Source organism: Streptomyces griseosporeus, assembly GCF_014656055.1.
In the GTDB taxonomy this organism is placed as follows: Bacteria; Actinomycetota; Actinomycetes; order Streptomycetales; family Streptomycetaceae; genus Streptomyces; species Streptomyces griseosporeus.
The window spans coordinates 611015-636090 of sequence record NZ_BNBR01000002.1 but is presented as its reverse complement, the minus strand read 5'-3'; the positions used below and the strand labels follow the sequence as shown (position 1 = coordinate 636090).

Annotated in this window: 19 protein-coding genes; 12 read left to right on the top strand and 7 right to left on the bottom strand. The window is 74.2% G+C overall.

The genetic code is table 11. The features are described 5' to 3' along the window. Positions 1 to 130 precede the first annotated feature (130 nt). Complete coding sequence (locus IE308_RS11870; RefSeq protein ID WP_229908837.1) at positions 131 to 802, top strand: chaplin; 672 nt, start codon at positions 131 to 133, stop codon at positions 800 to 802. Between the two features lie 695 nt (positions 803 to 1497). Here the strand turns inward: IE308_RS11870 and IE308_RS11865 are convergent. Next, complete coding sequence (locus tag IE308_RS11865) at positions 1498 to 1974, bottom strand: nucleoside deaminase (RefSeq protein WP_190217846.1); 477 nt, start codon at positions 1972 to 1974, stop codon at positions 1498 to 1500. 125 nt (positions 1975 to 2099) lie between these two features. Between IE308_RS11865 and IE308_RS11860 the strand changes: the two genes are divergently transcribed. Together IE308_RS11860 and IE308_RS11855 are read left to right on the top strand one after the other, a co-directional pair. After that, positions 2100 to 2876, top strand: coding sequence for a GNAT family N-acetyltransferase (locus tag IE308_RS11860; RefSeq protein ID WP_110626324.1), 777 nt, complete (start codon positions 2100 to 2102; stop codon positions 2874 to 2876). A 167-nt stretch (positions 2877 to 3043) separates the two neighbouring features. Further along, entirely contained in the window at positions 3044 to 4501 is a 1458-nt protein-coding gene (locus IE308_RS11855; protein WP_190217845.1) for a hydrolase, read from the top strand. A 99-nt stretch (positions 4502 to 4600) separates the two neighbouring features. Here the strand turns inward: IE308_RS11855 and IE308_RS11850 are convergent, their stop codons facing one another. Both IE308_RS11850 and IE308_RS11845 read right to left on the bottom strand, forming a co-directional pair. Then, a complete protein-coding gene (locus tag IE308_RS11850; protein WP_110626322.1) occupies positions 4601 to 5041 on the bottom strand; it encodes an SPW repeat protein in 441 nt (146 codons plus the stop codon). 65 nt (positions 5042 to 5106) lie between these two features. After that, a complete protein-coding gene (locus IE308_RS11845; RefSeq protein ID WP_190217844.1) occupies positions 5107 to 5682 on the bottom strand; it encodes a sigma-70 family RNA polymerase sigma factor in 576 nt (191 codons plus the stop codon). A gap of 101 nt (positions 5683 to 5783) precedes the next feature. On the opposite strand from IE308_RS11845, the gene IE308_RS11840 reads away from it, so the two are divergent. After that, complete coding sequence (locus tag IE308_RS11840) at positions 5784 to 6779, top strand: MerR family transcriptional regulator (protein WP_190217843.1); 996 nt, start codon at positions 5784 to 5786, stop codon at positions 6777 to 6779. Here IE308_RS11840 and IE308_RS11835 read toward each other — a convergent pair. Beyond that, positions 6754 to 8145 carry a cryptochrome/photolyase family protein gene (locus tag IE308_RS11835; RefSeq protein WP_190217842.1) on the bottom strand — a complete coding sequence of 464 codons (1392 nt, stop codon included), beginning with the start codon at positions 8143 to 8145 and terminating at the stop codon, positions 6754 to 6756. The genes IE308_RS11840 and IE308_RS11835 overlap by 26 nt on opposite strands. A 95-nt stretch (positions 8146 to 8240) precedes the next feature. Then, positions 8241 to 9770, bottom strand: a complete 1530-nt coding sequence (locus IE308_RS11830; protein ID WP_190217841.1) for an SDR family oxidoreductase — start codon at positions 9768 to 9770, stop codon at positions 8241 to 8243. A gap of 220 nt (positions 9771 to 9990) precedes the next feature. Here IE308_RS11830 and IE308_RS11825 point away from each other — a divergent pair, with 220 nt between their 5' ends. The 4 genes from IE308_RS11825 (at position 9991) to IE308_RS11810 (ending at position 13307) form a co-directional block, all read left to right on the top strand. Next, positions 9991 to 10158: a DUF8839 family protein gene (locus IE308_RS11825; RefSeq protein WP_190217840.1), complete on the top strand. Its 168-nt coding sequence runs from the start codon at positions 9991 to 9993 to the stop codon at positions 10156 to 10158. A 131-nt stretch (positions 10159 to 10289) separates the two neighbouring features. Further along, positions 10290 to 10640 carry a YciI family protein gene (locus tag IE308_RS11820; protein WP_110626317.1) on the top strand — a complete coding sequence of 117 codons (351 nt, stop codon included), beginning with the start codon at positions 10290 to 10292 and terminating at the stop codon, positions 10638 to 10640. Positions 10641 to 10659: 19 nt separating this feature from the next. Then, positions 10660 to 11856, top strand: coding sequence for an RNA polymerase sigma factor (locus tag IE308_RS11815; RefSeq protein ID WP_190217839.1), 1197 nt, complete (start codon positions 10660 to 10662; stop codon positions 11854 to 11856). 128 nt (positions 11857 to 11984) lie between these two features. Further along, positions 11985 to 13307 carry an aldehyde dehydrogenase family protein gene (locus tag IE308_RS11810; RefSeq protein WP_190217838.1) on the top strand — a complete coding sequence of 441 codons (1323 nt, stop codon included), beginning with the start codon at positions 11985 to 11987 and terminating at the stop codon, positions 13305 to 13307. 121 nt (positions 13308 to 13428) lie between these two features. On the opposite strand, the gene IE308_RS11805 is transcribed toward IE308_RS11810, so the two are convergent. Continuing rightward, positions 13429 to 14619 (bottom strand): endonuclease/exonuclease/phosphatase family protein, encoded by a 1191-nt coding sequence (locus IE308_RS11805; protein ID WP_190217837.1) that lies wholly within the window; start codon positions 14617 to 14619, stop codon positions 13429 to 13431. 109 nt (positions 14620 to 14728) lie between these two features. Next, the gene (gene sph / locus IE308_RS11800) at positions 14729 to 15712 is read right to left on the bottom strand and encodes a sphingomyelin phosphodiesterase (RefSeq protein ID WP_229908836.1); all 984 of its coding nucleotides are present in this window, start codon (positions 15710 to 15712) and stop codon (positions 14729 to 14731) included. 236 nt (positions 15713 to 15948) lie between these two features. On the opposite strand from sph, the gene IE308_RS11795 reads away from it, so the two are divergent. The 4 genes from IE308_RS11795 to IE308_RS11780 are packed head-to-tail and all read left to right on the top strand — an operon-like array spanning position 15949 to position 24968. Next, the gene (locus IE308_RS11795; RefSeq protein WP_308440096.1) at positions 15949 to 16890 is read left to right on the top strand and encodes a hypothetical protein; all 942 of its coding nucleotides are present in this window, start codon (positions 15949 to 15951) and stop codon (positions 16888 to 16890) included. Then, positions 16887 to 18950: a vWA-MoxR associated conflict system protein gene (locus IE308_RS11790; protein ID WP_229908835.1), complete on the top strand. Its 2064-nt coding sequence runs from the start codon at positions 16887 to 16889 to the stop codon at positions 18948 to 18950. The genes IE308_RS11795 and IE308_RS11790 overlap by 4 nt, the downstream gene beginning before the upstream one ends. Continuing rightward, entirely contained in the window at positions 18947 to 19915 is a 969-nt protein-coding gene (locus IE308_RS11785) for an AAA family ATPase (protein WP_190217835.1), read from the top strand. Before IE308_RS11790 ends, IE308_RS11785 begins: the two co-directional genes overlap by 4 nt. After that, positions 19908 to 24968 (top strand): ATP-binding protein, encoded by a 5061-nt coding sequence (locus IE308_RS11780; RefSeq protein WP_190217834.1) that lies wholly within the window; start codon positions 19908 to 19910, stop codon positions 24966 to 24968. Before IE308_RS11785 ends, IE308_RS11780 begins: the two co-directional genes overlap by 8 nt. Positions 24969 to 25076: the final 108 nt, after the last annotated feature.

The window sequence follows — 25076 nt, the reverse complement described above, 5'->3', positions numbered from 1 at the left end:
TTTTGCCATCAGTTCGACCGGGGTGCCGCCCGATGGGGTGAAAGACGGATACGCCATAACTCCGACCCGTCGCCCGCGTTCTATCCGGTGCGGGCGAGTGCCCGCGCCATGTCTGGAAGGCAGGGAACCGATGAGACGGGTCACCCGAAACGGCATGATCGCCGTGGCCGCCGCCTCCGGCGCGCTGGTGGCGGCGCCGGCCCACGCCGACTCCGCCGCGGACGGCTCCGCGGCGCAGTCGCCCGGTCTGATCGCCGGCAACACCGTCCAGCTCCCGGTGCACCTCCCCGTGAACCTGTGCGGGAACACGGTGGACGTCGTGGGGCTGCTGAACCCGGCCGCGGGCAACTCCTGCACCGCGTCCGGCGGCGGCGCCGCCGGCGGCACCACGGGCGCACCGGAGACCCGCGGCGAGACGCACGGGTCGCCCGGCGTCGTCTCCGGCAACGGCGTGCAGCTGCCGGTCGAGCTCCCGGTCAACGTCAGCGGCAACGGCGTCAGCGTGGTCGGCGTGCTCAACCCGGTGATGGGCAACCAGGCCGTCAACGGCCACGGCGCCGGCCCGCAGACCCCCGGCGGCTCGCACGCCCCCGAGACGCCGACCCCCCGCCCGTCGGCCCCGCCGAAGGCCCACCCCGGCCCCGACGTACGCTCCGTGCCGCCGCTGCCCCGGCAGCAGACCGGACCGGCACTCGCCAGCACGGGCGCGGACCTCACCCTGCCCGCCACCCTCGGCAGCGGCGCGCTGCTCCTCGCGGGAGCCACCCTGTACCGGCGATCCCGGCCCGTCGCACGGCGCTGATCCCTGCGCCGGGGGCGGGCCGGCGTGGGGCGGGGGATCGGGTTGTGGCCGCCTGCAGTGGCCATCTGCAGTGGCCGTCGCGCGGCGGTTCACCTGAGCGCCGTTCCTCACCTGCGGCGCGCGGCTCGCTGCGGCGGTCGGTTTGGCTGTTGAGCGGCGGCCGCCTGCGGTGGCGTGTGACGGTGCCCGGTTCGGGTGCGGGTCGGCGGTTGGCTGCGCCGTGCAGCCGGTTACGGCGCTCGGTCCCGGGCGGGGCGGGTCCGCCTGCGGCGGCTGTGTGACGGTGCCCGGCTCGGGTGTGGCCGACGGTTGGCTGCGCGGCGCAGCCGGTTACGGCGCTCGGTCCCGGGCGGGGCGGGTCCGCCTGCGGCGGCTGTGTGACGGTGCCCGGTTCGGGTGTGGGTCGGCGGCAGCCTGTCGGGGCGGCCGGGTCGGCTGCAGGCCGGCGGCTGCCCGGCGGTGGCGACTCGCCGCGGCGGCCGGTTCGGCCGTAGGCCGGTGGGCATCTGCGGCAGCAGCCCGTCACGGGTGGCCGGTCCATCGCGGGCCGGCGCCCGCCCGTGGCCGCGGCCGGTCACCGTGGTCGTGCGGCCGCGCCCGGCCCCCCGCGCCCGGCCCCCCGCGGCCGGCACCGCCGCCCGTCAGCCGCGGCGGCGCCCGGCGCCCCTCACCGGCCGCCGACCGACGCCGCCGCCTCAGCCGCCGTGGAGCCGCGCGTGCACCCCCCGTACCTCCTCGACCAGCTCGGGTACCGGTCCCTCCACCGTCACGCCCGGCGCCACCTCGCGCACGGGCAGCGTCCGGACCGGCGGGGCCGGGACCTTCCACTCCGTCAGCCAGCCGGCCAACTGCTCGGACGAGACGACGTAGACGATCCGGCCGAGCCCCACCCAGCCGTGCGCGGCGGCGCACATCGGCCAGTGCTCGCCGGAGGTGTACACCGTCGCGGCGGCCCGCTCTGCGGGCGCCAGCCGGGCGGCCGCCCAGCGGGCCAGGGCGAACTCCGGGTGCCGGGTGCGGTCGCCGCCGGCCACCCGGTTGCGGTCCTCGGCGAGCACCGTGCCGTCCCCGCCGACCAGCACCGACCCGAACGGCTCGTCCCCCGCCTCCAGCGCCTGCGCGGCCGGCTCCACGCACCGGCGCAGATACGGCAGCTCGCTCTCCTTCACCATGGCCCGCGGCCTCCTTCCAGCGTGATCGGCACCGGCCCGCCTACGTTCGGCGGGGAGGCGGTGTCCGGCGCCCGGCGGCCCGCAAATGCGTTGCCGCGCCGGGCGGCACCTGCTGGGGTGGGCCCATGGATCACGCCGAAGTACTCGCCCTGTACGACCGGGAGATGCGCCGCGAGGCCCGTCCCGACGGCCCCGGCACCCGGATCGAGCGCACCGGGACCGTGGTGCGCCAGACCGGGCCCGCCCACGGCTGGAACGGCGTCCTGTGGTCCGGCCTGGACGAGGCCGGCGCGGACGCGGCGATCGCCGAGCAGATCGCCCACTTCACCGGCCTCGGGCGGGAGTTCGAGTGGAAGGTGTACGGCCACGACCGGCCCGCCGACCTCGGAAAGCGCCTCGTGGCGGCGGGGTTCACCGCCGAGCCCTGGGAGGCGCTGATGGTCGCGGAGACCGCCGCCGTCCCCCATGACACCCCCGCGCCCGAGGGCGTCCGCCTCCTGCCGGTGACCGACGCCGCCGGGGTCGGCCTCGTCGTCGAGGTGCACGAGCAGGCGTTCGGCGACGACGGCTCGCGGCTCCGGCAGACCCTGCTCGACCAGCTCGCCGCCGCGCCGGACGCCGTGGTCGCGGTCGTCGCCGTGGCCGACGGCGCCCCGGTCAGCGCCGCCCGCATGGAACTGCCGGCCGGCGCGGCCTTCGCCGGGCTGTGGGGCGGCGGGACGGTACCGGGCTGGCGCGGCCGGGGGATCTACCGCGCCCTCGTCGCCCACCGTGCCCGGATCGCCGCCGAGCGCGGCTACCCCTACCTCCACGTCGACGCCATGGCCGACAGCAGGCCCATCCTCGAACGGCTCGGCTTCGCCCGGCTGACCACCACCACGCCGTACGTCTACGTGCCGTAGCGAGCCCATCGCGGCGTCTGTTCACCACCCGGTCATGCCATGTACCTTTCAACCACCTGTTCCACGCGTGTAGAACAGACGCGCCCGACAAGCGCTCACCGTCCGCTCTACGCGCGCAGATCGGCGCCCGCACCGCCTCTCTCCCCACCGTCACGGAGGTTCGCCGGATGCTCGGATCGAGATCCCCCCACCGCACCACGCCCCACCGCGTCACCGCCACCCTCGCCGCACTCGGCCTGCTCGCCGCCGGAGCGGCCCTCCAGGTCACCGCCACGGCGACCGAGGCCCACGCCGCCACCCCGCACCGCGTCCTGTTCGACAACGCCCACGCGGAGACCGCCGGGAACGCCGACTGGATCATCTCCACCAGCCAGCCCGACCCGCTCGGCCAGGACGCCACGCCGTCCGCCGAGACGGACTGGACGGGCGCGCTCTCCTCCTGGGGCGTCGCCCTGCAGAAGACCGGCGCCTACAGCCTCAAGACGCTGCCGTCGGGGTCGAGCATCACCTACGGCGGCTCCGCGACGACGGACCTGTCGAACTTCGACACGCTCGTCCTGCCCGAGCCCAACGTCCTGTACACCAGCGCCGAGAAGACGGCGATCATGAACTTCGTCAAGAACGGCGGCGGCCTGTTCATGATCTCCGACCACACCGGAGCCGACCGCAACAACGACGGCGAGGACGCGGTCGAGATCCTCAACGACCTGATGAGCAACAACAGCGTCGACTCCACCGACCCGTTCGGCTTCTCCATCGACTCGCTCAGCATCAGCTCCGACCACCCGGCCGCCATCGGCGACAGCGCCGACCCGGTGCTGCACGGTTCCTTCGGCACCGTCACCAAGAGCCTGATCGCCAGCGGTACGACCGCCACCCTCAAGCCCGCCGACAACTCCTCCGTCAAGGGCCTGCTGTATCGCACCGGCTACTCCGGCACCACCGGCGCGTTCTTCGCGACCAGCACCTTCGGCAGCGGCCGCGTCGCCTTCTGGGGCGACAGCTCGCCCGTCGACGACGGCACCGGCCAGTCCGGCAACACCCTCTACGACGGCTGGAACGACACCAGTGCCACCAATGCCGCCCTCGCCCTGAACGCCACCGCCTGGCTGGCCGGCGCGAGCGGCAGCGGCGACGGCGGCGGCTCGACCACCTGCACCGCCGCCCAACTGCTCGGCAACAGCGGCTTCGAGTCCGGCAGCGCGGCCTGGAGCGCCACCAGCGGCGTGATCACCTCCTCCACCGCCGAGCCGGCCCGCACGGGCGCGTACTACGCCTGGCTGGGCGGCACCGGCACCGCGATCACCGACACCCTGTCCCAGACGGTCACCATCCCCTCCGGATGCACGGCGACCCTCAGCTTCTACCTGCACGTGGACACCGCGGAGACCAGCACCAGCACGGCCTACGACACCCTCAAGGTGCAGGTCCTCAACGGCTCCGGCACGGTCCTCGGCACGCTGGCCACGTACTCCAACCTCAACGCGGCCTCCGGCTACACCCGGCGCAGCTTCAGCCTGAGCGGCTACGCGGGCCAGACCGTCACCCTGAAGTTCACCGGCACCGAGGGCTCCAAGCTCCAGACGTCGTTCGTCATCGACGACACGGCCCTGGACATCGCCTGAGCGACCCGGGAGGGCCCCATGCCTTCCCGGGCTGCGTGAAAAGGGCCGGTCCGCACGCGTGGACCGGCCCGTGTCTCCTTTCCCGATGCCGTGGTGTCCCTACGGCCGCGGAGCGCTCCGGGCCGCCGTGACGGCGCACATCGCCCCCAGGAGCACGGCCAGGGCGCCGATGACGATGTTGTTCAGGACGACACCCGTGTCCGGGCTGTCGCCGACGATCCACGGAGCGATGATCATCCACACGCCCAGGGCGCACATGGCCCAGCTCAGGCCGTACATGCGCTCGGGCGCCGCGGTGAACCCGAGAGCCAGCAGGCCGATCGCGATGCCGACGATGAGGTTGTGCGTCACGAGCGCGGGCTGGCTGGTCGTGTAGTGGACCACCCACGGGGAAACGGCGCAGTACAGGCCGAGAAGGAACACCGGCCCGTCCACCAGCGCCACATCACGACCGCCGAGCATGCGGGCGTAGCGTTCCCGCATCTCGGAGACGTCCGGGTGAGTGGTGATGTCACCTCTGCCGTGCGAGACGTTGGCCATGACTCGTCTCCTTCGACTGCAGGCCGACCGCGTCTGGTGCGGTGTGCGGTAAGCGCCGCGCACCCTTATTTTGCGCTTATTTCATCCTTATGTGTAGTGGTCAGAGAGGTGCGCAAACGGTGCAGTCCGCGCCGGGCGTGGCTCTTCACCGTGCCCAGCGGCCAGCCGGTGCGCTCCGCGATCTGGGTCTGGGACAGGTCCTCGTAGAAGGCCAGGTGCAGGACGCGCCGCTGCGGTGCGGGCAGCCTGGCCAGCTCTCGCCGGACGAGCACCCGGTCGAGCGCGGCCTCCGGGCGCCCCGCGGCCGGCTCGGCGAGCGCGAGCTCCGCCCCGGCCGCGGCCAGGAGGTCGCCGCGCCGCGTCCGGGCGGCCAGCGCGTCGGCGATCCTGCGCCGGGTGATCCCGACGATCCACCCCGGCAGCGCGCCCCGCTCGGGCCGGTACGTCGAGCGGCCCCGCCACACGCCGAGGAACACCTGCTGGGTGACGTCCTCGGCCTCGACGGCGTCGCCCAGGGAGCGCCGGGCCAGCGTGTGGACCAGCGGCGACCAGCGGTGATACGCCCCCGCCAGACTCGCCTCGTCACCGGCCAGCAGACCGAGGGCCAGCTCCTCGTCGACGGCGCTCGCATCGCTGACCATGACGACCGCTCCTCACTCGCGGGAAACCAGTACGGCCATCGTCGAAGCGGCCGACGGGCCCGATCAACTCGCATCGTTTGTGCAGCGGTAGAGTCGACGGTATGGATCCCACCGCGGACGGGGCGGAACACCTCCCCGGATCCGACGACACCGCGCTGACCACCGGCGCGGTCGCCCGCCGCCTGGGCGTCTCGCCCACCACTCTGCGGTCCTGGGACCGCCGCTACGGCATCGGCCCGCAGGTCCGCGGCACAGGCCGGCACCGCCGCTGGTCGCCGCGCGACGTGGCGGTCCTGGAGAACATGTGCCGGCTGACGTCGCAGGGCATCCCGCCCGCCGAGGCGGCCCGCGCGGCCAGGGCGGGCGCGGACGGGGCACCCGCGCCGGAGCGTCCCGCCACGTCCGGTTCCCGGGCGGCCGGCGCACTGCCCCTCGGCGACGTCCGCCAGGAGTGCCGGGGCCTGGCCCGCGCGGCCGTACGGCTCGACGCGCCCGCGGTCGAGGACCTGCTCGCCGCGGCGGTCGAGGAACACGGCCTCGTCGTCGCCTGGCAGGAGGTGATGGTCCCCACCCTGCACGCCGTGGGCCGCAAGTGGGCGTCCTCCGGCGACCGTTACGTCGAGGTGGAGCACCTGCTGTCCTGGCACGTGTCCACCGCGCTGCGCCGCTGCACCCGTCCCGCCGTCCCGTACGGCGGCCTCGCTCCCGGGCCCGTGCTGCTGGCCTGCGTGCCCGGCGAACAGCACACCCTGCCGCTGGAGGCGCTGCACGCCGGGCTGTGCCAACTCGGTGTGCCCGTGAGGATGTTCGGCGCCGCCGTGCCCGCCGAGGCACTGACCGCGGCCGTCCGGCGGCTCGGCCCGTCGGCCGTCGTGCTGTGGGCGCAGGCCCGCTCCGGCGCCAGCCCGGCGCTGGCCCGGCACGTCGCCGGTGCCGAGTGGGGGATGAAGGGCGCGCGCCGGCAGCCGCAGGTCGTGCTGGGCGGCCCCGGCTGGGCCGGGCGGTCCGCCCCCGGCATGCTCCGACCGCCGTCGCTCCAGGAGGCGTTGCGGCTCCTCGCGGGGACGGGGGTCAGTCCAGGCCCCGGGCCCGTCTGAAGCGGGCCAGTCCCTCCGCCAGGTCCACGATCGGGTCGGGGTAGCCCGACGCCGACCGCACGCGCTCGGGCAGCTTCCACGGCTCGTGGACCGCGGCGCGGGTGGCGCCGACCGCGTCCGCGGCGTCGGCCAGCTCCGGCACCCACCGCCGTACGTAGGCGCCGTCGGGGTCGTAGCGCCGGGCCTGCGCGAGCGGGCTGAGGACGCGGTGGGGGCGGGTGTCGGTCCCCGTGCCCGCCACCCACTGCCAGTTCAGCTGGTTGTTGGCGAGGTCGCCGTCCACCAGCCAGCGCAGGAAGTGCTCGGCGCCCACCCGCCAGTCGATGTACAGCGTCTTGCTGAGGAAGCTCGCCGCCAGCAGGCGGCCGCGGTTGTGCAGCCAGCCCTCGTGCAGCAGCTGCCGCATCGCCGCGTCCACGATCGGGTGGCCGGTACGGCCCTGTCGCCACGCCTCGGCGTCCGCCGCCGCGGCAGGGCCCGACCGCCACCGGTCGCCGCGGGTGCGGTAGTCGGCGTGCGCCGCCGCCGGGCGAGCGGCGAGGACCTGACGGTGGAAGTCGCGCCAGGCCAGCTGCCGTACGAACGCCTCGGCGCCCGGGCCGCCCGCGCGGCGCGCCCGGTGCACGACCTCGACGGGCGACAGCGTCCCGAAGTGCAGATGCGGCGACAGGCGGGAGGTGGCGTCGCCCGCCAGGTCGTCGTGGCGGTCCGCGTACGCCGCGGCACCCGACCGCAGCCACGCTGCCAGCCGCGCGCGGCCCTCACTCTCCCCGCCCGGCGCGAGCGCGGGCGACAGCCCGGACAGCCCGTCGCGGGACGGCAGCGGCTCGGAAACGACCCCGTCCGGCACCGGTACCGCGCGGGGTGCGGCGAGCGGGCGGCGCAGCGCCTGCCGCGACCAGTGGCGGAAGTACGGCGTGAAGACGGCGAAGTGGTCCGTGGAGGCCGGCGTCACCGCGCCCGGAGGTACCGCCGTGGTCACCGCGTCGTGCACGTGCAGCCGCCGCCCCTCCGCCTCCAGGGCGCGGCGCAGCCGCCGTTCGCGCCGCTGGGCGAAGGCCGAGGCCTCGGCGGCCAGGTGCACCTCGTCGGCGTCGGTCTCGGCGGCCACCCGGCACACCTCCTCGACGGTGTCACCGGACCGCACCACCAGCCGGCCGCCGCGCTCGCGCAGCCCCTCGTCCAGATCGCGCAGGCAGTCGGCGAGGAAGGCCAGCCGGTTGGGCGCGGCGAACCCGGCCCGGTCCACGGCCGCGTCCCGCACGAACAGCGGCACCACCGACCGCCGTCCGTCGAGCGCGGCCCGCAGCGGGGGATGGTCGTACAGCCGCAGGTCGGAGGTGAAGACGACGACCGAGACGTTCATGGCGGGGCTCCGGGGAGTGCGGGTCGGCGGCGGGCGGCGGTGTCGTGTGCCGGGGTGGGTGGCGAGAGGGCGGGGTGTCCGCGCCGGGAGGTCGTTCACCGGGCGCCCGCGTCCGCGTGCTCCCCGCTCACCGGTGTCCGCGCCGCCGCCAGCGCGATGTTGCGGGCCATGCCGCCGAACACGACCGCGTGGAAGGGGGAGACGCTCCACCAGTAGGCGTGCCCCAGCAGGCCGCGCGGGTGGAACAGGGCGCGCTGCCGGTACCGTGTCCGCCCCTCGGCGTCCGTGCCGGCGTACATCTCCAGCCAGGCCAGGCCCGGCAGCCGCATCTCGGCGCGCAGCCGCAGCAGCCGGCCCGGCTCGATCTCCTCGACCCGCCAGAAGTCCAGCGAGTCACCCACCCGCAGCCGGTGCGCGTCACGCCGCCCGCGCCGCAGGCCGACCCCGCCCACCAGCCGGTCCAGCCAGCCGCGGACCGCCCAGGCGAGCGGGAAGGAGTACCAGCCGTTGTCGCCGCCGATCCCCTCGATCACCCGCCACAGCGCCTCCGGCGAGGCGTCGACGGTGCGTTCCCGCCGGTCGGTGTACAGGCTGCCGCCCGCCCAGTCGGGGTCGGTGGGCAGCGGGTCGCTGGGCGCGCCGGGCACCGAGGCGGACGACCAGCGCGTGGCGACCTGTGCCTCTCTCACGCGCTGCAGCGCCAGCCGGACCGCCTCGTCGAAGCCGACCGGATGCCCCGGCGGGTCCGGCACGTACCGGGCGATGTCGTGCTCGCGGCAGACCACCTCGTGCCGGAGCGACTCGGTCAGCGGGCGGGCGATCGACGCCGGCACCGGCGTGACGAGGCCGACCCAGTGGCTGGACAGGCCCGGGGTGAGCACCGGGACGGACAGGATCACCCGGCGCGGGAGGCCGGCGACGGCGGCGTAGCGGACCATCATCTCGCGGTACGTCAGGACGTCCGGGCCGCCGATGTCGAACGCCCGGCTGACGTCGGCCGGCAGCCGGGCACAGCCCACCAGCAGCCGCAGCACGTCCCGGACCGCGACGGGCTGGATGCGCGTGTGCACCCAGCTCGGCGTCACCATCACCGGCAGCCGCTCGGTGAGGTAGCGCAGCATCTCGAACGAGGCCGAGCCCGAGCCGATCACCACCGCCGCCCGCAGCACGGCCGTCGGCACCCCGCTGCCCAGCAGGATGCGGCCGACCTCGGCGCGCGAGCGCAGATGCGGCGACAGCCGCTCCTCGGGCACCCCGGCGGGGGTCAGACCGCCCAGGTAGACGATGCGCCGCACGCCCGCGGCCCGCGCCCGCTCACCGAAGATCCGGGCGGCCCTGCGGTCGGTCTCCTCGAACTCCCCGCCCGTGCCCAGGGCGTGCACCAGGTAGTAGGCGACGTCCACGCCGCGCATCGCGTCGGCCACCGAGTCCGCGTCGGTGACGTCCCCCCGTACCACCTCGGCCCGGCCCGCCCAGGGATGGTCGCGGAGCTTGCCGGGGGAGCGCGCCAGGCAGCGCACCCGGTGCCCGGCGTCCAGCAGCTCCGGCACCAGCCGGCCCCCGATGTACCCGGTCGCCCCGGTCACCAGACAGGTCAGCCCCGCGTCCGGCTCGTCACCGCGCATCCGTCGCACCTTTCGTCCCGGTCGTTCCCTGATGACTTCCCCGCCACAGGGCCCGCCGGATGCGTACGGCACCCGCTCGGCCGCGTCCCGGCCACCGCGTCGGGGCCGCCGCTTCCCGAGGGGGACCGGCAGGACATGGCCCCGCCGAAGCGGGGCACGTGGAAAGGACGGAAGAAGACCCGGCGCCGAGCCGGTGAGCACTGCGGAGGTGACTGCTGTCATGGGTGAGAAGGTGCTGGAGCGATTCCCGGCGGGCGGGCCGCGTGGATCCTGGCCCGCCGAGGAGTGCGCGGCGGCGCTGCGGGCCGAGGGGCGCCCCGCGACCGTGGTGATGGACCTGCGCACCGACGCCTTCCTCGTGGTCGTGCCGGCGGGCGAGGAGAACTGACCCTCGGCCCTGGACGGCGGCGGGCCGGGCCGGGACGAAATTCTCCCGATCCTGTCGAGCGAGGTGTCGATCCGCCGGGGTGCCGTTCGTGTAGGAGCTGAGAGAGCACCTACGACACCCAGGAGGCCGTCATGACGTACTACCTGCTCAGCGTTGTCCAGCCCACCGGCCAGGAGCGGCCCGCCCCGGCCGAGCTGGAGCGGATCATGCGCCAGGTGGAGGAGTTCAACCAGGAGCTGCGCGACGCCGGGGCCTGGGTCTTCGCCGGCGGACTGCACGGCCCGGAGACCGCCACCATGCTGCGGCCGAAGGACGGGGACGTCCTGGTCACCGACGGGCCCTTCGCGGAGGGCAAGGAGTACCTGGCCGGGCTGTGCCTGATCCGGGCCGCCGACCTCGACGAGGCGATGGACTGGGGGCGCAAGGCGGCCCTCGCCACCACCCTGCCCATCGAGGTCCGCCCCTTCGTCGACGAGCACTGAGGACGACGGGCCCGCCCCGATGACCGGTACCGCCGACATCGAGGCCGTCTTCCGCGCGGAGTACGGCCGTGCCGTCGCCGTCCTCGTCCGCTTCCTCGGCGACATCGACCTCGCCGAGGAAGCGGTGCAGGAGGCCTTCACCACGGCCGTGCGGAAGTGGCCGGAGACCGGGGTGCCGCCGAGCCCCGCCGGCTGGATCATCACCACCGCCCGCAACCGCGCCGTCGACCGGCTGCGCCGGGAGGCGACCCGGGACGCCCGGCACGCCGAGGCGGCCCTGCTGCACGCCCCGGACCCGCCCCCCGAGGAGGGCCCCGTGCGCGACGACCGGCTCCGTCTGATCTTCACCTGCTGCCACCCCGCCCTGGCCCCGCAGGCCCGCGTCGCGCTGACCCTGCGCCTCCTCGGCGGCCTCACCACGGCCCAGATCGCCCGCGCCTTCCTGGTGCCCGAGGCCACCATGGCCCAGCGCCTGGTACGGGCCAAGGCGAAGATCCGCAAGGCCCGCATCCCCTACCGGGTACCGCGCGACGCCGACCTGCCGGACCGGCTCCAGGGCGTCCTGGCGGTCGTGTACCTGATCTTCAACGAGGGCTACACCGGGGACCCCGGTCTGTGCGCCGAGGCCGTCCGCCTCGGCCGGCTCCTCGCCGAGCTGATGCCGGACGAGCCCGAGGTGACCGGACTGCTCGCGCTGATGCTGCTCACCGAGTCCCGCCGCCCGGCCCGCACCGACGCCGGGGGCGCGCTCGTGCCGCTGCCCGAACAGGACCGCGGCCGCTGGGACGCCGCACTGATCGCCGAGGGGCAGGACCTCGTCCGCCGCTGCCTGCGCCGCGGCCGACCGGGCCCGTACCAGATCCAGGCCGCGATCAACGCCGTGCACAGCGACGCCCCGACCGCCGACGCCACCGACTGGCGGCAGATCCTGCGGCTGTACGACCAGCTGACCGCGCTCGCGCCCGGTCCCGTGGTCGCCCTGAACCGGGCCGTCGCCGTGGCCGAGGTCGACGGGCCGGCCGCCGCCCTGGAGCTGGTGGACGCCCTCGCCCTCGACGACTACCACGTCTTCCACGCCGTCCGCGCCGACCTGCTGCGCCGCCTCGGCCGCGCCACCGAGGCGGCCCGGGAGTACGACGCGGCGATCCGGCTCACCGAGAGCGCGGCGGAGCGGACGGTGCTGGAGCGCCGGCGCCGGGAGGTGGCGGGGCGGTGAGGGCGGACCCGCCGGCCACGCGTCGCCCGACACCCCCGGAATATTTCTCTCCATGAAATGTTGGTGTATACATCCAGTAGCTTCTGCTCGTCCCGGGCCGCCCGCCCGCGCACCCCCAGTGAGGCACCGTGACCGCCACCAGCCCCGAACAGCCCGCCGACGTCGTCGCCCGGCTCCGCGCCGCCTTCCGCACCGGCCGCACCCAGCCCGTCGCCTGGCGCACCGGCCAACTGCGCGACCTGCGCCGCATGCTCACGGAGAAGGGCGACGAACTGGCCGACGCCCTCCACGCCGACCTCGGCAAGAGCCGCACGGAGGCCTTCCGCACCGAGATCGACTTCACCGTCCGGGAGATCGACCACACCCTCGACCACCTCGACGACTGGCTGCGCCCGGAGCCCGCCCCGGTCCCCGCCCACCTCGGCACCGACGCCACCGCCTGGACCCGGTACGACCCGCTCGGCGTCGTCCTCGTCATCGCGCCCTGGAACTACCCCGCCCAGCTGCTGCTCGCCCCCCTGGTCGGCGCCCTCGCCGCCGGCAACGCGGTCGTCGCCAAGCCCAGCGAGCTGGCCCCCGCCACCTCCGCGGCCCTCGCCCGGCTGATCCCGGCCTACCTGGACACCGAGGCCGTCGCCGTCGTCGAGGGCGGCATCCCCGAGACCACCGCGCTGCTCGCCGAGCGCTTCGACCACATCTTCTACACCGGCAACGGCACCGTCGGCCGTGTCGTCATGCGCGCCGCCGCCGAGCACCTCACCCCGGTCACCCTCGAACTCGGCGGCAAGTCACCCGCGTTCGTCGACGGGACCGCCGACCTCGACGTGGTCGCCGACCGGCTGGTCCGCGGCAAGTTCCTCAACGCCGGCCAGACCTGCGTGGCCCCCGACTACGTCCTGACCGACCCGGCGACCGCCGCCGCCCTGGAGCCCCGGCTCGCCGACGCCGTGAAGAACGTGTACGGCACCGACCCGCAGACCTCCGGCGCGTACGGCCGTATCGTCAACGAGCGCCACTTCGACCGCCTCACCGCCCTGCTCGGCTCCGGCCGGGTCGTCGTCGGCGGCACCGGCGACCGCGCCGACAAGTACCTCGCCCCGACCGTCCTCGCCGACGTCGACCCCGCCTCGCCCGTGATGCGGGAGGAGATCTTCGGCCCGATCCTGCCGATCGTCACCGTCGCCGGTCTCGACGAGGCGATCGACTTCATCAACGACCGCGACAAGCCCCTCGCCCTGTACGTCTTCTCCGAGTCCGCCGAGGCCCGCGCCCGCATCGCCGCCGAGACCTCCTCCGGCGGCCTCGGCTACGGCCTGCCGCTCGCCCATCTCACCGTCTCCGACCTGCCGTTCGGCGGGGTGGGGGAGAGCGGCATGGGCAACTACCACGGCCGCTACTCTCTGGAGACGTTCAGCCACCGCAAGGCCGTCCTGGACAAGCCGCTCGGCTGATCCTGCGCTCCGCGGCCCGCGGCCGACCGCCGGGCAGGGCACGGCCGTCGGCCTCCGGTGAAGCGGACGGCCCGGACCCCGGCATCGTGCCGGGGTCCGGGCCGTCACGGCCGGCGTGGGGTCAGGAGGCCTTCACCGTGGCCAGACCCCGGTAGAAGGCGTGATCCGACACCATCTGGTACTTGCCCTCGGCGTCCAGGAGGATCTTGCCGCCGGCGTCCCTGAGGTACAGCGGGACGGGCTTACCGCTCAGCGAGGCGGGGTCGCTGGTCTCCGAGTAGAAGATGTAGTCGTACTTGGTGTTGTGCGTGATGGTCGGCGATTCGTCGACGATGGTCGACTCGCCGCTCCGGCAGCTCGTGTCGGTGCCCACGACGCAGTCCGGCGCCGGCAGGGTCCAGTAGGCCGTGTCGTCGTGGTCGGCCTCGTAGAACACGCCCCAGCCCCCGCCCGGGGCGGCGTCGGGACGGTAGAAAGCGTTCATGGCGGGGGTCAGGTTGGGAAACGCGTACGAGTTGAAGTCCCCGCCCACCACGACGATCTTGCCCTGGGCGATGTCCCCGTCGAGGTCCGAGGCGAGCCGGGCCGCCTGGGCCGTGCGGGCCCGCTGGTTGATCAGGCGGTCGTCCTGGAACGCCCGCAGGTGCGTGCTGCATCCCTTGACCACCCGGTTGGGCAGGTCGGCGAGGGCGACGTCGTAGCAGAGGGCGGTGAAGTCCCGCGGCGGCATGAACCTGGTCGCCCCGGTGTTCGCGTCCTTGGCGATCTGGTACCGCTCTCCGCCGAGGTCGATCTCGTCCCTGTTGCTCAGCACGCCTCGGGCGCCGAGGACCTGGCCGACCCAGCAGCGCTGGTCGTTGTTGTTCGGGTCGCTGTCTTCGTTCACCGTGCAGTCGACGCCGGTGCCGGCGCACTTGGCGTAGTTCGTCATCATCGGGGTGTACTCGAACTGGTACGTACCCGAAGTGAACGCGTGGCCCTTGAACCACTGGTACTGCGACCAGCACACCTCCTGCAGCATGACCAGGTGCGGCGCGTACCGGTCGATCTCGGCGGTGATGTACGGCAGCTTGTCCGTCTGGCCGTTGTTGCAGCTGCCGCCGCAGATGTTGTGGCTGACCGTCTTCAGGTCGACGGTGGTCGCGCTGGTGGCCCCCGCAGTGGAGCGATCGACCCGCTCCGTCTCCGACACGGCCCCCCGGTCGGCCGTGCCGCTCCTCAACAGGCCGATTCCGCCCTGGGCCAGACCGGCCATCAGGACGACGGCGAAGGCCACGGCGAAGGCCGTCACCATCCCTCTCGTCTTCGTCATTTCCCCTCCCTGGGATCAACAAACGGGTGATCGTAGCGGCTCGGGGGCGGCGGCCGAGTCCGGGGTGCCGCGGGCCCGGCCGGTTGCCGCGTCGCCGGGAAACCGGTGATCAGCCGGCCGACCCGGTCACCGGATAGTGGTCCGAGAGGTTCGTGTACGTGTAGGCGGTGCCCCAGCTCGACACCGTCCAGGGCGCCGACTGCTCCTTCACGACCTCGTTCCTCCACACGGCGGGACGGGCGTGCCCCGCCCGGTGCAGGACGTGGTCCAGGTCCTCGCGCGGGTCGGCCGGGTAGCGGTCGCGGGCGATCGAGTTCTCCTGTGTGTCGAAGGAGTACGGGTGCCCGGTGCGCGCGTCCGCGCCGGCCAGACCGGCGTCCGCGAGCATCGAGCCGTACTCGGCGCTCCGCGAGTCGACGTTCATGTCCCCGGCGACCAGCACCTCCTCGCCCGCCGGGATGTTCTTGCCGTCCAGGAACGCGTCGATCGTCCGGAACTGCCGGCTGCGCGTCGCCGCCGCCTCGCCCGGATCGCAGCCGGGGTCGGTCGACTGGGCATGGGTGCCGACCACGTGCACCCGGGCGCCGTTCACGTTCAGCACCACATAGGCGAAGCCCTTGTTGGACCACCAGTCGGCGCCGCACGCGTCCTTGTACACGTACTGTTCCTTGCGCAGGATCGGCCACTTGCTCAGCACGGTGACGCCGCCGTCCTCGGGCGTGGTCGCCGAGTACGCCCCGCCCGTGGCGTCCCAGCCGTCCTTGCCGCGGCCCACCACCGGAGTCTGGTACGGGTATTCGGCCGCGGCGGCGCTCTTCAGCGCGTCCGAGGAGGAGTTGTCGAACGCCTCCTGGAGCACGACGACGTCGTTGCCGTGGAAGAAGGACGCCTTCGCGATCTCCGCGGCGCGGTGGTCCTGCCCCCAGTTCGGGTACAGGTTCCTGCTCATCAGAAACGTGTTGTACGTCAGCACCCGTACGGCAGGCGCCTGTTCGGCGGCCGTGGCGGGCGCCGCGCCGGCCAGGGGTGCGGCGGCGAGGGCGAGGGCGAGCACGACGGCGCCCCGGGTGCGGCGCTGTGCGGCGAGCGTCACTGGATCTCCCTGTGGATGAAGGGGGTTGAGTGGCGCGGACATCGAACCACAGGGGGTTGCCCCGGGTGTTGCCGTGCGGGAAACGGGCCCTGCCGCGAAGGCGGCGGGCCGTGCCGGATGTCGGCCGATTCCCCTGCTGAGGGGGCGGGCGGTGGCTTAGGGTGAGGGCCACGTGATCGGGCACAGGGGGTACGGGGGGTCAGGTGGGCGGTCCGGGCGCTGCTCAACTCGTGTTCGTGCACGGCATCGGAGGCATCCGTGACGCGGAGCGGGAACGCCGCGCGTGGCTGGAGGCGCTGGCCGCGGGAGCCCGCGCCGCCGGGCACGCGGACGTGGTCTCGGGACTGACCCAGGGCTGGCTGGCGGACGTCCGGTTCGCCGACTACAGCGACCTGTTCACCGACCCCACGGCCCAAGGGGACCAGCCGACGGACCCCGACGGCCGGCAGGACGCCGCTTTCCTGGAGGAGTTCGTCGAGGCGCTCGTCGACGAACTGGCCCGGCAGGCCGAGGAGCGGGGCGACCGGCGGGCGTGGGCCGTGACCGAGGACGCCCGGGCGCAGCTTCCCCGGGGCGACGGCCAGACCCAGGGCGTGGCGGCTCCGGTGCGGGTCCTGGGCAGAGTGCTGACGACCCTGCTGCAACTGCCGGGGCTGCGCGGGAGCGCGCAGTGGGCGAGCGGTCTGCCGCTGCTGGGGCAGCTGTCCCAGGTCGGGCGCTACCTCGCCAGGCGCGAGGCGGACGGGTCCGGGCGCACGCTGGACGAGCGGATCCGGGAGCGGGTGCTGCGCGGGACGGACCCCGCCCGGCCGCTGATCGTGGTGAGCCACTCCCTCGGCACCGTCGTGGCGTTCGAGGCGCTGAGCGGCCACCATGGCCCCGTCCCGCTGCTGATGACCCTCGGCTCACCGCTGGCCACCGGCGCGGCCGTACTGCAACGGCTGGTGCCGCGGCCGCCCCGCACCCCCGACCGGGTGGAGCGGTGGCTGAACTTCTGGGACCGCGACGACATCGTGGTGGGCAGACCGCGCATCCGGAACTGGATGCTGCCCAACGCCTCGGGCGTCCTGCCCGTGACCGCCCGGGTCGACTCCGACGGTGTGTGGGTGCACACGGCCACGAAGTACCTGCGGCAGCCGGCCGTCGCCGGCCCCCTCGTCGAGGCGCTGAAGAAGTGACCTGGGAGCAACGCCGGCACGTCCTGGTGGTGGGCGCGCAGAGCAGGGCGATGGGCGAGCTGGCCCGGCTGGAGGAGGCCGCCCACGGTCTGCACGCCGTGCTCACCGACCCCGCCCTCGGAGCGTGCGCGGTCCGGACCGGCGATCACCCGTCCCTGCTGGTGGGCGCCGAGCTGACACCCGAGGACGTCCGTACCGCCCTGCGCGAGGCGGTGTGCCGCGCCCGGGACGACAACGCGGTACTCGTGGTGGCGCTGCTGGGGCACGGCTTCACCGCACCCCAGCAGACCGACCTGTACTACATGGTCGCCGAGTCCGAGACCGGCAGCATCGGATCCGCTGTTCCGGTGGGCCAGTTGCTCACCACAGCCGTCGACGAGCCGGGGGTCGAGGGCGTCATCGCCCTGGTGGACACCTGCCACGCGGCCGGCGCCGTGCCGGACGCGCGCGGCATCGCCGGCGGGATGCGCGCCGGCCGTGCGCGGCTGTCCGTCCTCACCGCGGCCGCGGCGGACCAGGCCGCCCGCGACATGCGCCTGACGTTCGCCCTCGTCGACGTGTTGCGCGACGGACTGACCGGCGCCGGTCCGCTCGTGTACCCGGACGCCCGGCTCACCGAGGAGTTACGCGGCCGCGTCGTCGGACAGGTCGTCGGCAGGTTCGAGTACGACAGCGACCCCTACGCCGCCGACGGGCTGTGGCTCGCCCGCAACGCGCTGCCCGCGCCGGGCGCCGGGGGAGGCGCCGTGGGAGCGGCGGGACGGGCGGACCTGGAGGAAGCCGTGACCCTGTGGCGGGCCGGCACCCGCCTCCCGGCCCGACTGACGCGTTCCGCGCTCGACGAACTCCACACCTTCGCCCGGCTCGCGGACGTGACGGAGGGCGCCGACCCGCTCTGGCGGGACCGGGTCACCGACGTGCTGGCGACACTCCTCGGATGCTGCGACCTCGTCGCCCTCCTCAACACCGTGTTCGCCGAGGTACTGAACAGCGGACTCCTCCGCACGGCGCGTCAGTTGGCCGGTCTGCCCCCGTCCGCCGAGGGCCCCGACCTGCTGCGCGACCTCGTCGAGTACGCGGCTCTCCGCGCGACGAAGGTCGACGAGTCCCCGTGGAAGGCGCCCGCGCGCCTCGTGGCGGCGCTCGCCCTGCTGGCCCCGCGCGACGAGGTGGACGCCCGGCTGCGGGAATGGGCCCGGCGGCACGGCGTGGTGACGGAATTCAACGACGCCCTGACCGAGTTGGCCCGCAGGCGCGAGCAGGGCGAACTGCGCCTGGTCGTCAGCCTCGCCGGCGCGCTGACCGACTGGCCGGACGAGGTGGACGCCTGGCTGGTCGGCAGCGGCGAGCCCCTCCCCGTGCACGAGCGGTTCCGCTGCGAGTCCGCCGACCAGCGAGGGGTGGGCCTGGCCATCGGGACCGCCCTGAACTGGGCGCGCCGGCGGCTGCCCGCCCCGGAACAGCTGGTCAACGTGGACGTCGCCGCCCCCGCCCACCTGCTCGCCTCCTGGCAGCCCGAGGAGGACCGGGTCGGCCGGCGCAGGCTGGGCGTCAACCACACCGTGGTCGTGCGCTGGAGCGGCCGTATGGACCCGATGGAGGAGAACGCCGAGATGAACGACGCGGCCCGCAAGGCGCTGCGGGACATGGCCGCGTGCGCGAGCGTGCCGGTGGAGTGGATCGGGGCGTCCGTCCTGCGGGACCGGCCGCGTTTCGAGCAGGACCTGGAGACGGGCCGGTACGACACCGCCGTCGGGCTCGACCACCACCCCGACGCCCTGCAGGACGTCCTCGAGCAACTGCTGCCGTACGCGCCGATCATCCTGTGGCCGCGCCCCGACGCCCGCTTCGACGACGTACGGCTGCGGGCCCAGGTGGAGCACCACTGGAGGAGCCTGCCCGCCGGATTCGCCGAGGCCTACCGCACGCGGTGGGCCGCGGACCACACGTGCCGATCCTGTCTCGGCGATCTGCGCGCGGTCTGGCACGACGAGGTCTGGCTGGAGTTCTGCCGCCCGTTCGAGCAGCGCGTCGTGGCCGGCCCGGAGGAGGAACAGTGACCTGGAAGCCCTACTACCGCGGTGACGGCGAGGAGCACAGCACCACGCTGTCCCCGCCGCCGCCCTGGCGTACGTTCCCGCGCACGCCGCAGCACCGGCAGTACCAGCCGCCGCCCGGTCTCGCCGACGCGGTGAACGCGGCCCTGCACCTGCGGCGCCCCCTCCTCGTCACCGGACCCGCCGGGTCCGGCAAGTCCACCGTCATCGAGCAGGTGGCCCACGAACTCCGGCTCGGGCCCGTGCTGCGCTGGCACATCACCTCCCGCAGCTCGCTGACCGACGCCCTCTACCGGTACGACGCACTGGGCCGCATCCACGCACAGAGCCTGCGCACGAGCACCCCCCACCGATCGCAGGGACGGCCCGGCCGGGGCCACGCCCGTGGCCGCGACCGCGACGACATCGGGCCCTTCCTGCAGCTCGGCCCGCTCGGCACCGCCCTGCTGCCCGCCGAGCGGCCCCGCGCCCTGCTGGTCGACGAGATCGACAAGAGCGACCTCGACCTGCCCAGCGACCTCCTGGAAGTGCTGGAACGAGGCGCCTTCGAGATCCCCGAACTCGTGCGCTACCGCAAGCCGCGGGTCATGGTCCGCCAGTGGGACAGCGACACGAAGCACCTCGTCCAGCGGGGGCGGGTCGAATGCACCCAGTTCCCGTTCATCCTGCTCACCAGCAACGGCGAACGCGACTTCTCCCCGGCGTTCCTGCGGCGCTGCATCCGCTTCGCCATGCCCGCCCTCACCGGGGACTTCCTCACCGGCATCGTCCAGGCCCACTTCGAGGGGATCCCCGAGGGCGCACGGCAGCTCGTGGACGAGTTCGCCGAACGGGTCGAGGCGGGCGAGCACCTCGCCGTCGACCAGCTGCTCAACGCCGTGGCCCTGCTCACCGGCGACCAGGCGCCGCAGGGCCGGCAGTACGAGGAACTGCGCGAGCTGCTCCTGCGTGAGCTGTCCCGTGTCTGACGCGCTCAGCCGGCTCCTCCGGGCCCTCGGCAACGCCGCGCTGCCTCCCGGCACGGACGCGCGCGGCCTCGCCGACGCCCTGTGGCTCGCCGCCTCGGGCACCACGGACCGCGGCCCGGCCCCGCCGCGGTCCGCACCCGCCACCGAGGCCGCCGGCCACCCCGACCCACCACGGCCGCCCGAGCAGGTCCCACCCCCGCCCCCCGAGGACGCCGGCGCCACCGGCACGAGGAACGCGGAACTCTCCGTCCGGCGGCCCGGGACGGGCAGCACGGTACGCGGCACGCCGCTGTCGCTGGGCCGCGCGGGCCCCCTGCCGGACGCGCTCGCCGTCGGCCGGGCCGTCCAGCCCTTCCGCCGGCCCTGGCGCCGCGGCGCACGCGGCCTGCTGGACATCGACGCCACCGTCGAGCACTACGCGCGCGGCGGACCCCTCGTCCCGCTGTTCCGGCCCGCTCCGGAAGCCTGGTTCGAAGCGGTCGTCGTCGTGGACTCGGCACTGTCCATGAGCGTGTGGGACGAGACCACCCGGGCCGTCACCCGGCTCCTCGCCACCATGGGCGGCTTCCGGGCCGTCCACACCTGGCGCCTGGAGTGGCACGGCGACGAGCCGACGGTGCGCGACCACCTCGGCAGCGAGGTCCCCCGCGACCGCGTCCCGCACCACGGCAGCGGCACCGGCGGCAGACGCCTTGTCCTGCTGGTCTCCGACTGCGCGGCGGCGGGCTGGTACAGCCCCGTCCCCTGGCTCATGCTCCGCGACTGGGGCGCCCTGCTCCCCGTGGCCCTGCTCGATCCCCTTCCGCCGCGTCTGTGGCGCCGCTCCGCCCTGAACCTGCCGGCCGTACGCGTCACCGCGGACCGGGCGGGCGAGCCCAACAGCGCCCTCCGCTTCCGCCTGCCGCCCCGGCTGCGTGCCCACGACCAGACAGACCCGCAGGGAACCTGGTCCGCGCTGCCCGTCGTCTCCTGCGCCCCGCACTCGCTGGGCGCCTGGGCGAGCACGCTCATGCGCACCGACCCCCGGGGCTGCGACGCGGTGCTCATCCCCGCGACCGGCCGCCCGCCTACGGCGCACAACGGGCCCGCCCCCGCGCGGCAGACCGACCCGGAGCGGCTCGCCGACGCCTTCACCCTCACCGCCCCGGCCCCGGCGGTACGCCTGGCCGTCCTCTGCTCCGGCCTTCCCGACCTGCCGCTCTCCCTGCTGCACATCCTGCGCGAGGAGGCCGTGCCCGAGGCCCGGTACGCCGACCTCGCCGAACTGCTCACCAGCGGGCTGTTCACCGTACGGCGGGACACCGAGGGGGAGCCGCTGCTGGTGCTCGCCGGCCCCGCCCGTGCCCGGCTGCGGACCCACCTCACCACCCACGACGTCTGGCGCGTGCGGGCCGCCTTCAGCCGCCATGCCGCCGCCCACCCGTACGCCCCGGGCGGCGTCGCGGCCGTACGCCACGACCCGCTGGCGGCCCAGCTGGTCCCGGCACAGAGCGAGCCGTTCGCGGAGACCGCCACCACGGTGCGGGAGGAACGGGGCGCGCGGGCGGCGGAGGGCGTCGGCACGACACGACCGGTCGACCTCTCCGAGGCGGAAGCGGTCTACGAGGCCGTACACGCGCAGCTGCGGCCGTTGTACGTGCCGCCCGTCTCGGAGCGGGCGCTGACCGACACCCGGGTCCTGCTAGGGCAACTGATTTGCTACGTCTACGACCGGCTCCCGGCCCCGCTGGGCGGCTGGCCGCACCGCCACACGCTCTTCGACGGCCTACGTGCGCGGCCCGGCGGTCTCACCCCTGACGCTGTGATCGCGGACCTCGCGTCCTGGATGTCGTCCGAGGCCGGCATCGACCTCGAAGGGCCGCCGGATTCCTTCGACCCGCCTGTACACGAGGTCGTGTGGCGTACGTCCGATACATCGCTCCGGGTCACGGTACGCAAGGAGACCGATGTCCCGTGGCAGCGCGTCCTGGAGGCGGCGCGCACGACGACACCGCGCACGCCGATCGTCCTGTCTCCCGTCGACTTCCTGCTGGTCGTCGACGACTCGGACAAGCCCGGGGGGCTCCAGCCGCTGGACTCGTGCGTGGCCGTGGTCGAGCGCAAGCTCCCTCTGCCGGGGGCCGTCGTCGTGTTCCGGCTGCAGACGCGCCTGGGCAGCGTGCGGGAGCAGGACCGCGGCGCGTTCGTCGAGGCTCTGCGGGACCTGTACCGGAGGGCCGGTACCCCGCCGTACTCGGCGCTGGTGAGAGCGGCCGCAGAGGCGTCCCCACACGTCCGCCTCAGCAGAAGCACACTGTCCGACTGGTTGCTGGGGCGGACCCTCCCGGCCGACGGGGGCAGCTTCGCGTGGCTGGTGGAACGCCTCGCCTTGCTGGCGGAGCCGGAGTCTGATCCCGGGCCTACGGTGGCCGCCCTGACCCAGCTGCGGGAGCGCGCCCTTCGGGAGCGCCGGGCGGCACCGCCCACCCCGCCCGTGCGGCTCGGGCAGCCGGTGACCCGCCTCGAAGACCCGGCGTCGCCGCCCTACGTCGAGCGGAGCCACGACCCGTTGCTGCGCACCGTGGTACGGGACTGTGCGGACGGAGTGTCGCGGCTGGTGCTGCTCGTCGGTCCGCCCGGCTCGGGCAAGACCCGGTCGGCCCGCGAAGCGATCCGCGTCCTTCCGCACGACTGGTTCCTGTGGACACCCGGCTCCCGCGCCGAACTGGACGCGGCCCTCGGCACCCCGGCCCGGATCGGTGCCCGCACGGTGATCTGGCTGGGCGACGCCGAGCGTCATCTCCTCGACGACACCCCCGACCCGCGTGGCGAGCGGGTCGCGGCCGCGCTGCGCAGGCGCCTGCGGGATCCGGCCGACGGGCCCGTGCTGGTGCTGGGCACCCTGCGGACGGAGTCCTGGAACACCCTGACCTCCGCCGCGCCGCCTCGTTCGCCCGACCGGCATCCGCGAGCGCGTGACCTGTGCCAGATGGCGGTTGCCGTTCCCGTGTCACCTCAGGGGGACGCGGCGTCGCTGTCCTATCTCACCGAGGGTGCCGGGGCGATCGAGCGGTACACCTCCGCTGCCCCGCCGGTGCGCCGGTACGTGGACGCCGCCATCGACGCCGTGCGCTGCGGGCACGGTCCGGTGATCCCGGGGGAGTTGCTCGTCGATGCGGTCAGGGGGTATCCGCGCACCTCCGACGAGGAGTCCGGGGGTAGGGGCGGGGTCACCCTCCAGACGCTGAGCGTGGCGGGTCTCCTCGAGGTGGGAGGCGTCGACGACCGGGTATCGGAGGGTTACTTCCGCCTCGCCGAACACATCGAGCAGTACGGACGCGAGATCCGCCGTGACATGGTCCCGCCCGCTTCCCTGTGGGACGCGCTGGCCCGCCATGCCACGGCCGCGGACCTCGAAGCCATCGTCCGTGCGGCGGAGAGGCAGGGCGAATCCCGGTGGGCGGAGCGTTTCCGGGGACTGGTCCGCGAGCGTGGGCAGGCGTCCGCGGTGCTGGGTGTCGATGACCGCCGCCTGTATGAGCTGCTCACGAGAAATGACCTTGACGCGGCCGGGACCAGGGGCGCCATCAATGCGGCCATGGCCTGGCTGAGAGAGCACGGATCCTCCGAGCACGCGGGCCCCGTCCTCCGCGCCCTGCTGGCGCACCCGGACCTCTCCCACCGGCAAACGTCGCAGGTGTGCGGGGTGGCGCTGCAATGGCTGGAGGCGCACGAGGAGGCGCGGGGCACAGAGTTCGTCCTTTGCGAGCTGCTGGAGTGCCCCCACTTGACGGCGGCCGAGTCGAACCGGCTGCTGGCGTACCTGCTGAGGTGGCTCACGGCCCATGGGCGCACCGTGTCGACGTGGAGCGTACTCAGAGCCGCCCTCAGACGACACGACTTGTCGCCCCGGCAGGTCCGCGTCCTGACGGACCGGACACTCGACTGGCTGGGCTCTCAAGGCCGGACCGCCGACATCCATCTCGTGTTCGGCAGTGCGCTGCGCCGCGCCGACCTGCCGCCGGATGACCTGCGCCGGTTCGTGACGTATGCCCTCGACCGGCTGAGGTCGGACGAGTTCGAAGAAGCCGCGTACACGCTCGTGCCCCTCCTGCGGCGCGACGACCTCGCAAGGGGCGAGGCGCGCGAGGTCACGGAGATGGCTCTGACATGGCTGGACCGCCACGGGCGGGGGTCTCACGCCCAGTTCGTCCTGGGCGAGTTGCTCTCCCGCAGGGACCTGACTCGGGAGGATGTACGAAGGGCCTGCGTACGCGCATTCCTGTGGCTGGACGAACAGGGTACGGAGCCGTTCGCGGAACGCGTGCTGCACCCCCTGCTCCGGCGTACCGACCTGGAGCGGGAGGCGACGGAGAGGGCCGTGGAGGCCGGAAGACGATGGTGCGACGCCCGCTCCGCCGACGACGAGCCGGACAGCGGCATCGGCGACCTCGTCCGGATCCGCGCCGCCGCCCTGGACACCGAGCGCGATCAACTCGTCCTGGCCGTGGACATCGCGGGATTCGCCCACAGGTCCGACATCGATCAGGCGGTCGCCCGCGACATCATGGACACAGTGATGTTGCAGGCCAGCCCCTACGACGGCAGCCTGACGTTCTACGACGGCATCGACAGGAGCGACGGGCGGATCATGGCCTTCGCGGCGGGAGCGGAGGTCGCCACGACGGCCCGCGAGTTGCTGGCCCGCCTGGAACGGGCCGTGCGTGGCCTCCGCGAGGACGGGTCGATCAGACTGCGTCTCGCGTTGCACATCGCCAAGGTGCCGCCGGGCCCGGAGGCGGGGCAGGGGCAGGAGATGCTCACGCTGTCCAGACTGCTGGACTCCGCCCCGCTGCGGGCCGCGCTCGAAGCCGCCAGTGGTGCCCCGGCCGCCCTGGCGGTCTCCGACATTCTGTTCCGCACCGCCTTCTCCGCCGACGAGTCGCTGGCCGGGCGGTTCCGGCCGGTGAACGTGCCGACCAGGAACGGCGTCGAGAAGGCCTGGATCTCGGCCTTCGGGTACGAGCGGCCTCCCGGCCTCGAAGCCTGGTCACACCCTCCCGACCACCTGTGATCCAGACCTCGTGCCAGGACTGGCACCCGCGGGGTTTTACGTATAACCTCGTCCGTCAACCGGCCCCGCCTCGGCCCCGCCGCGGTCCGCGCCGGTCCGCCCCGCAGT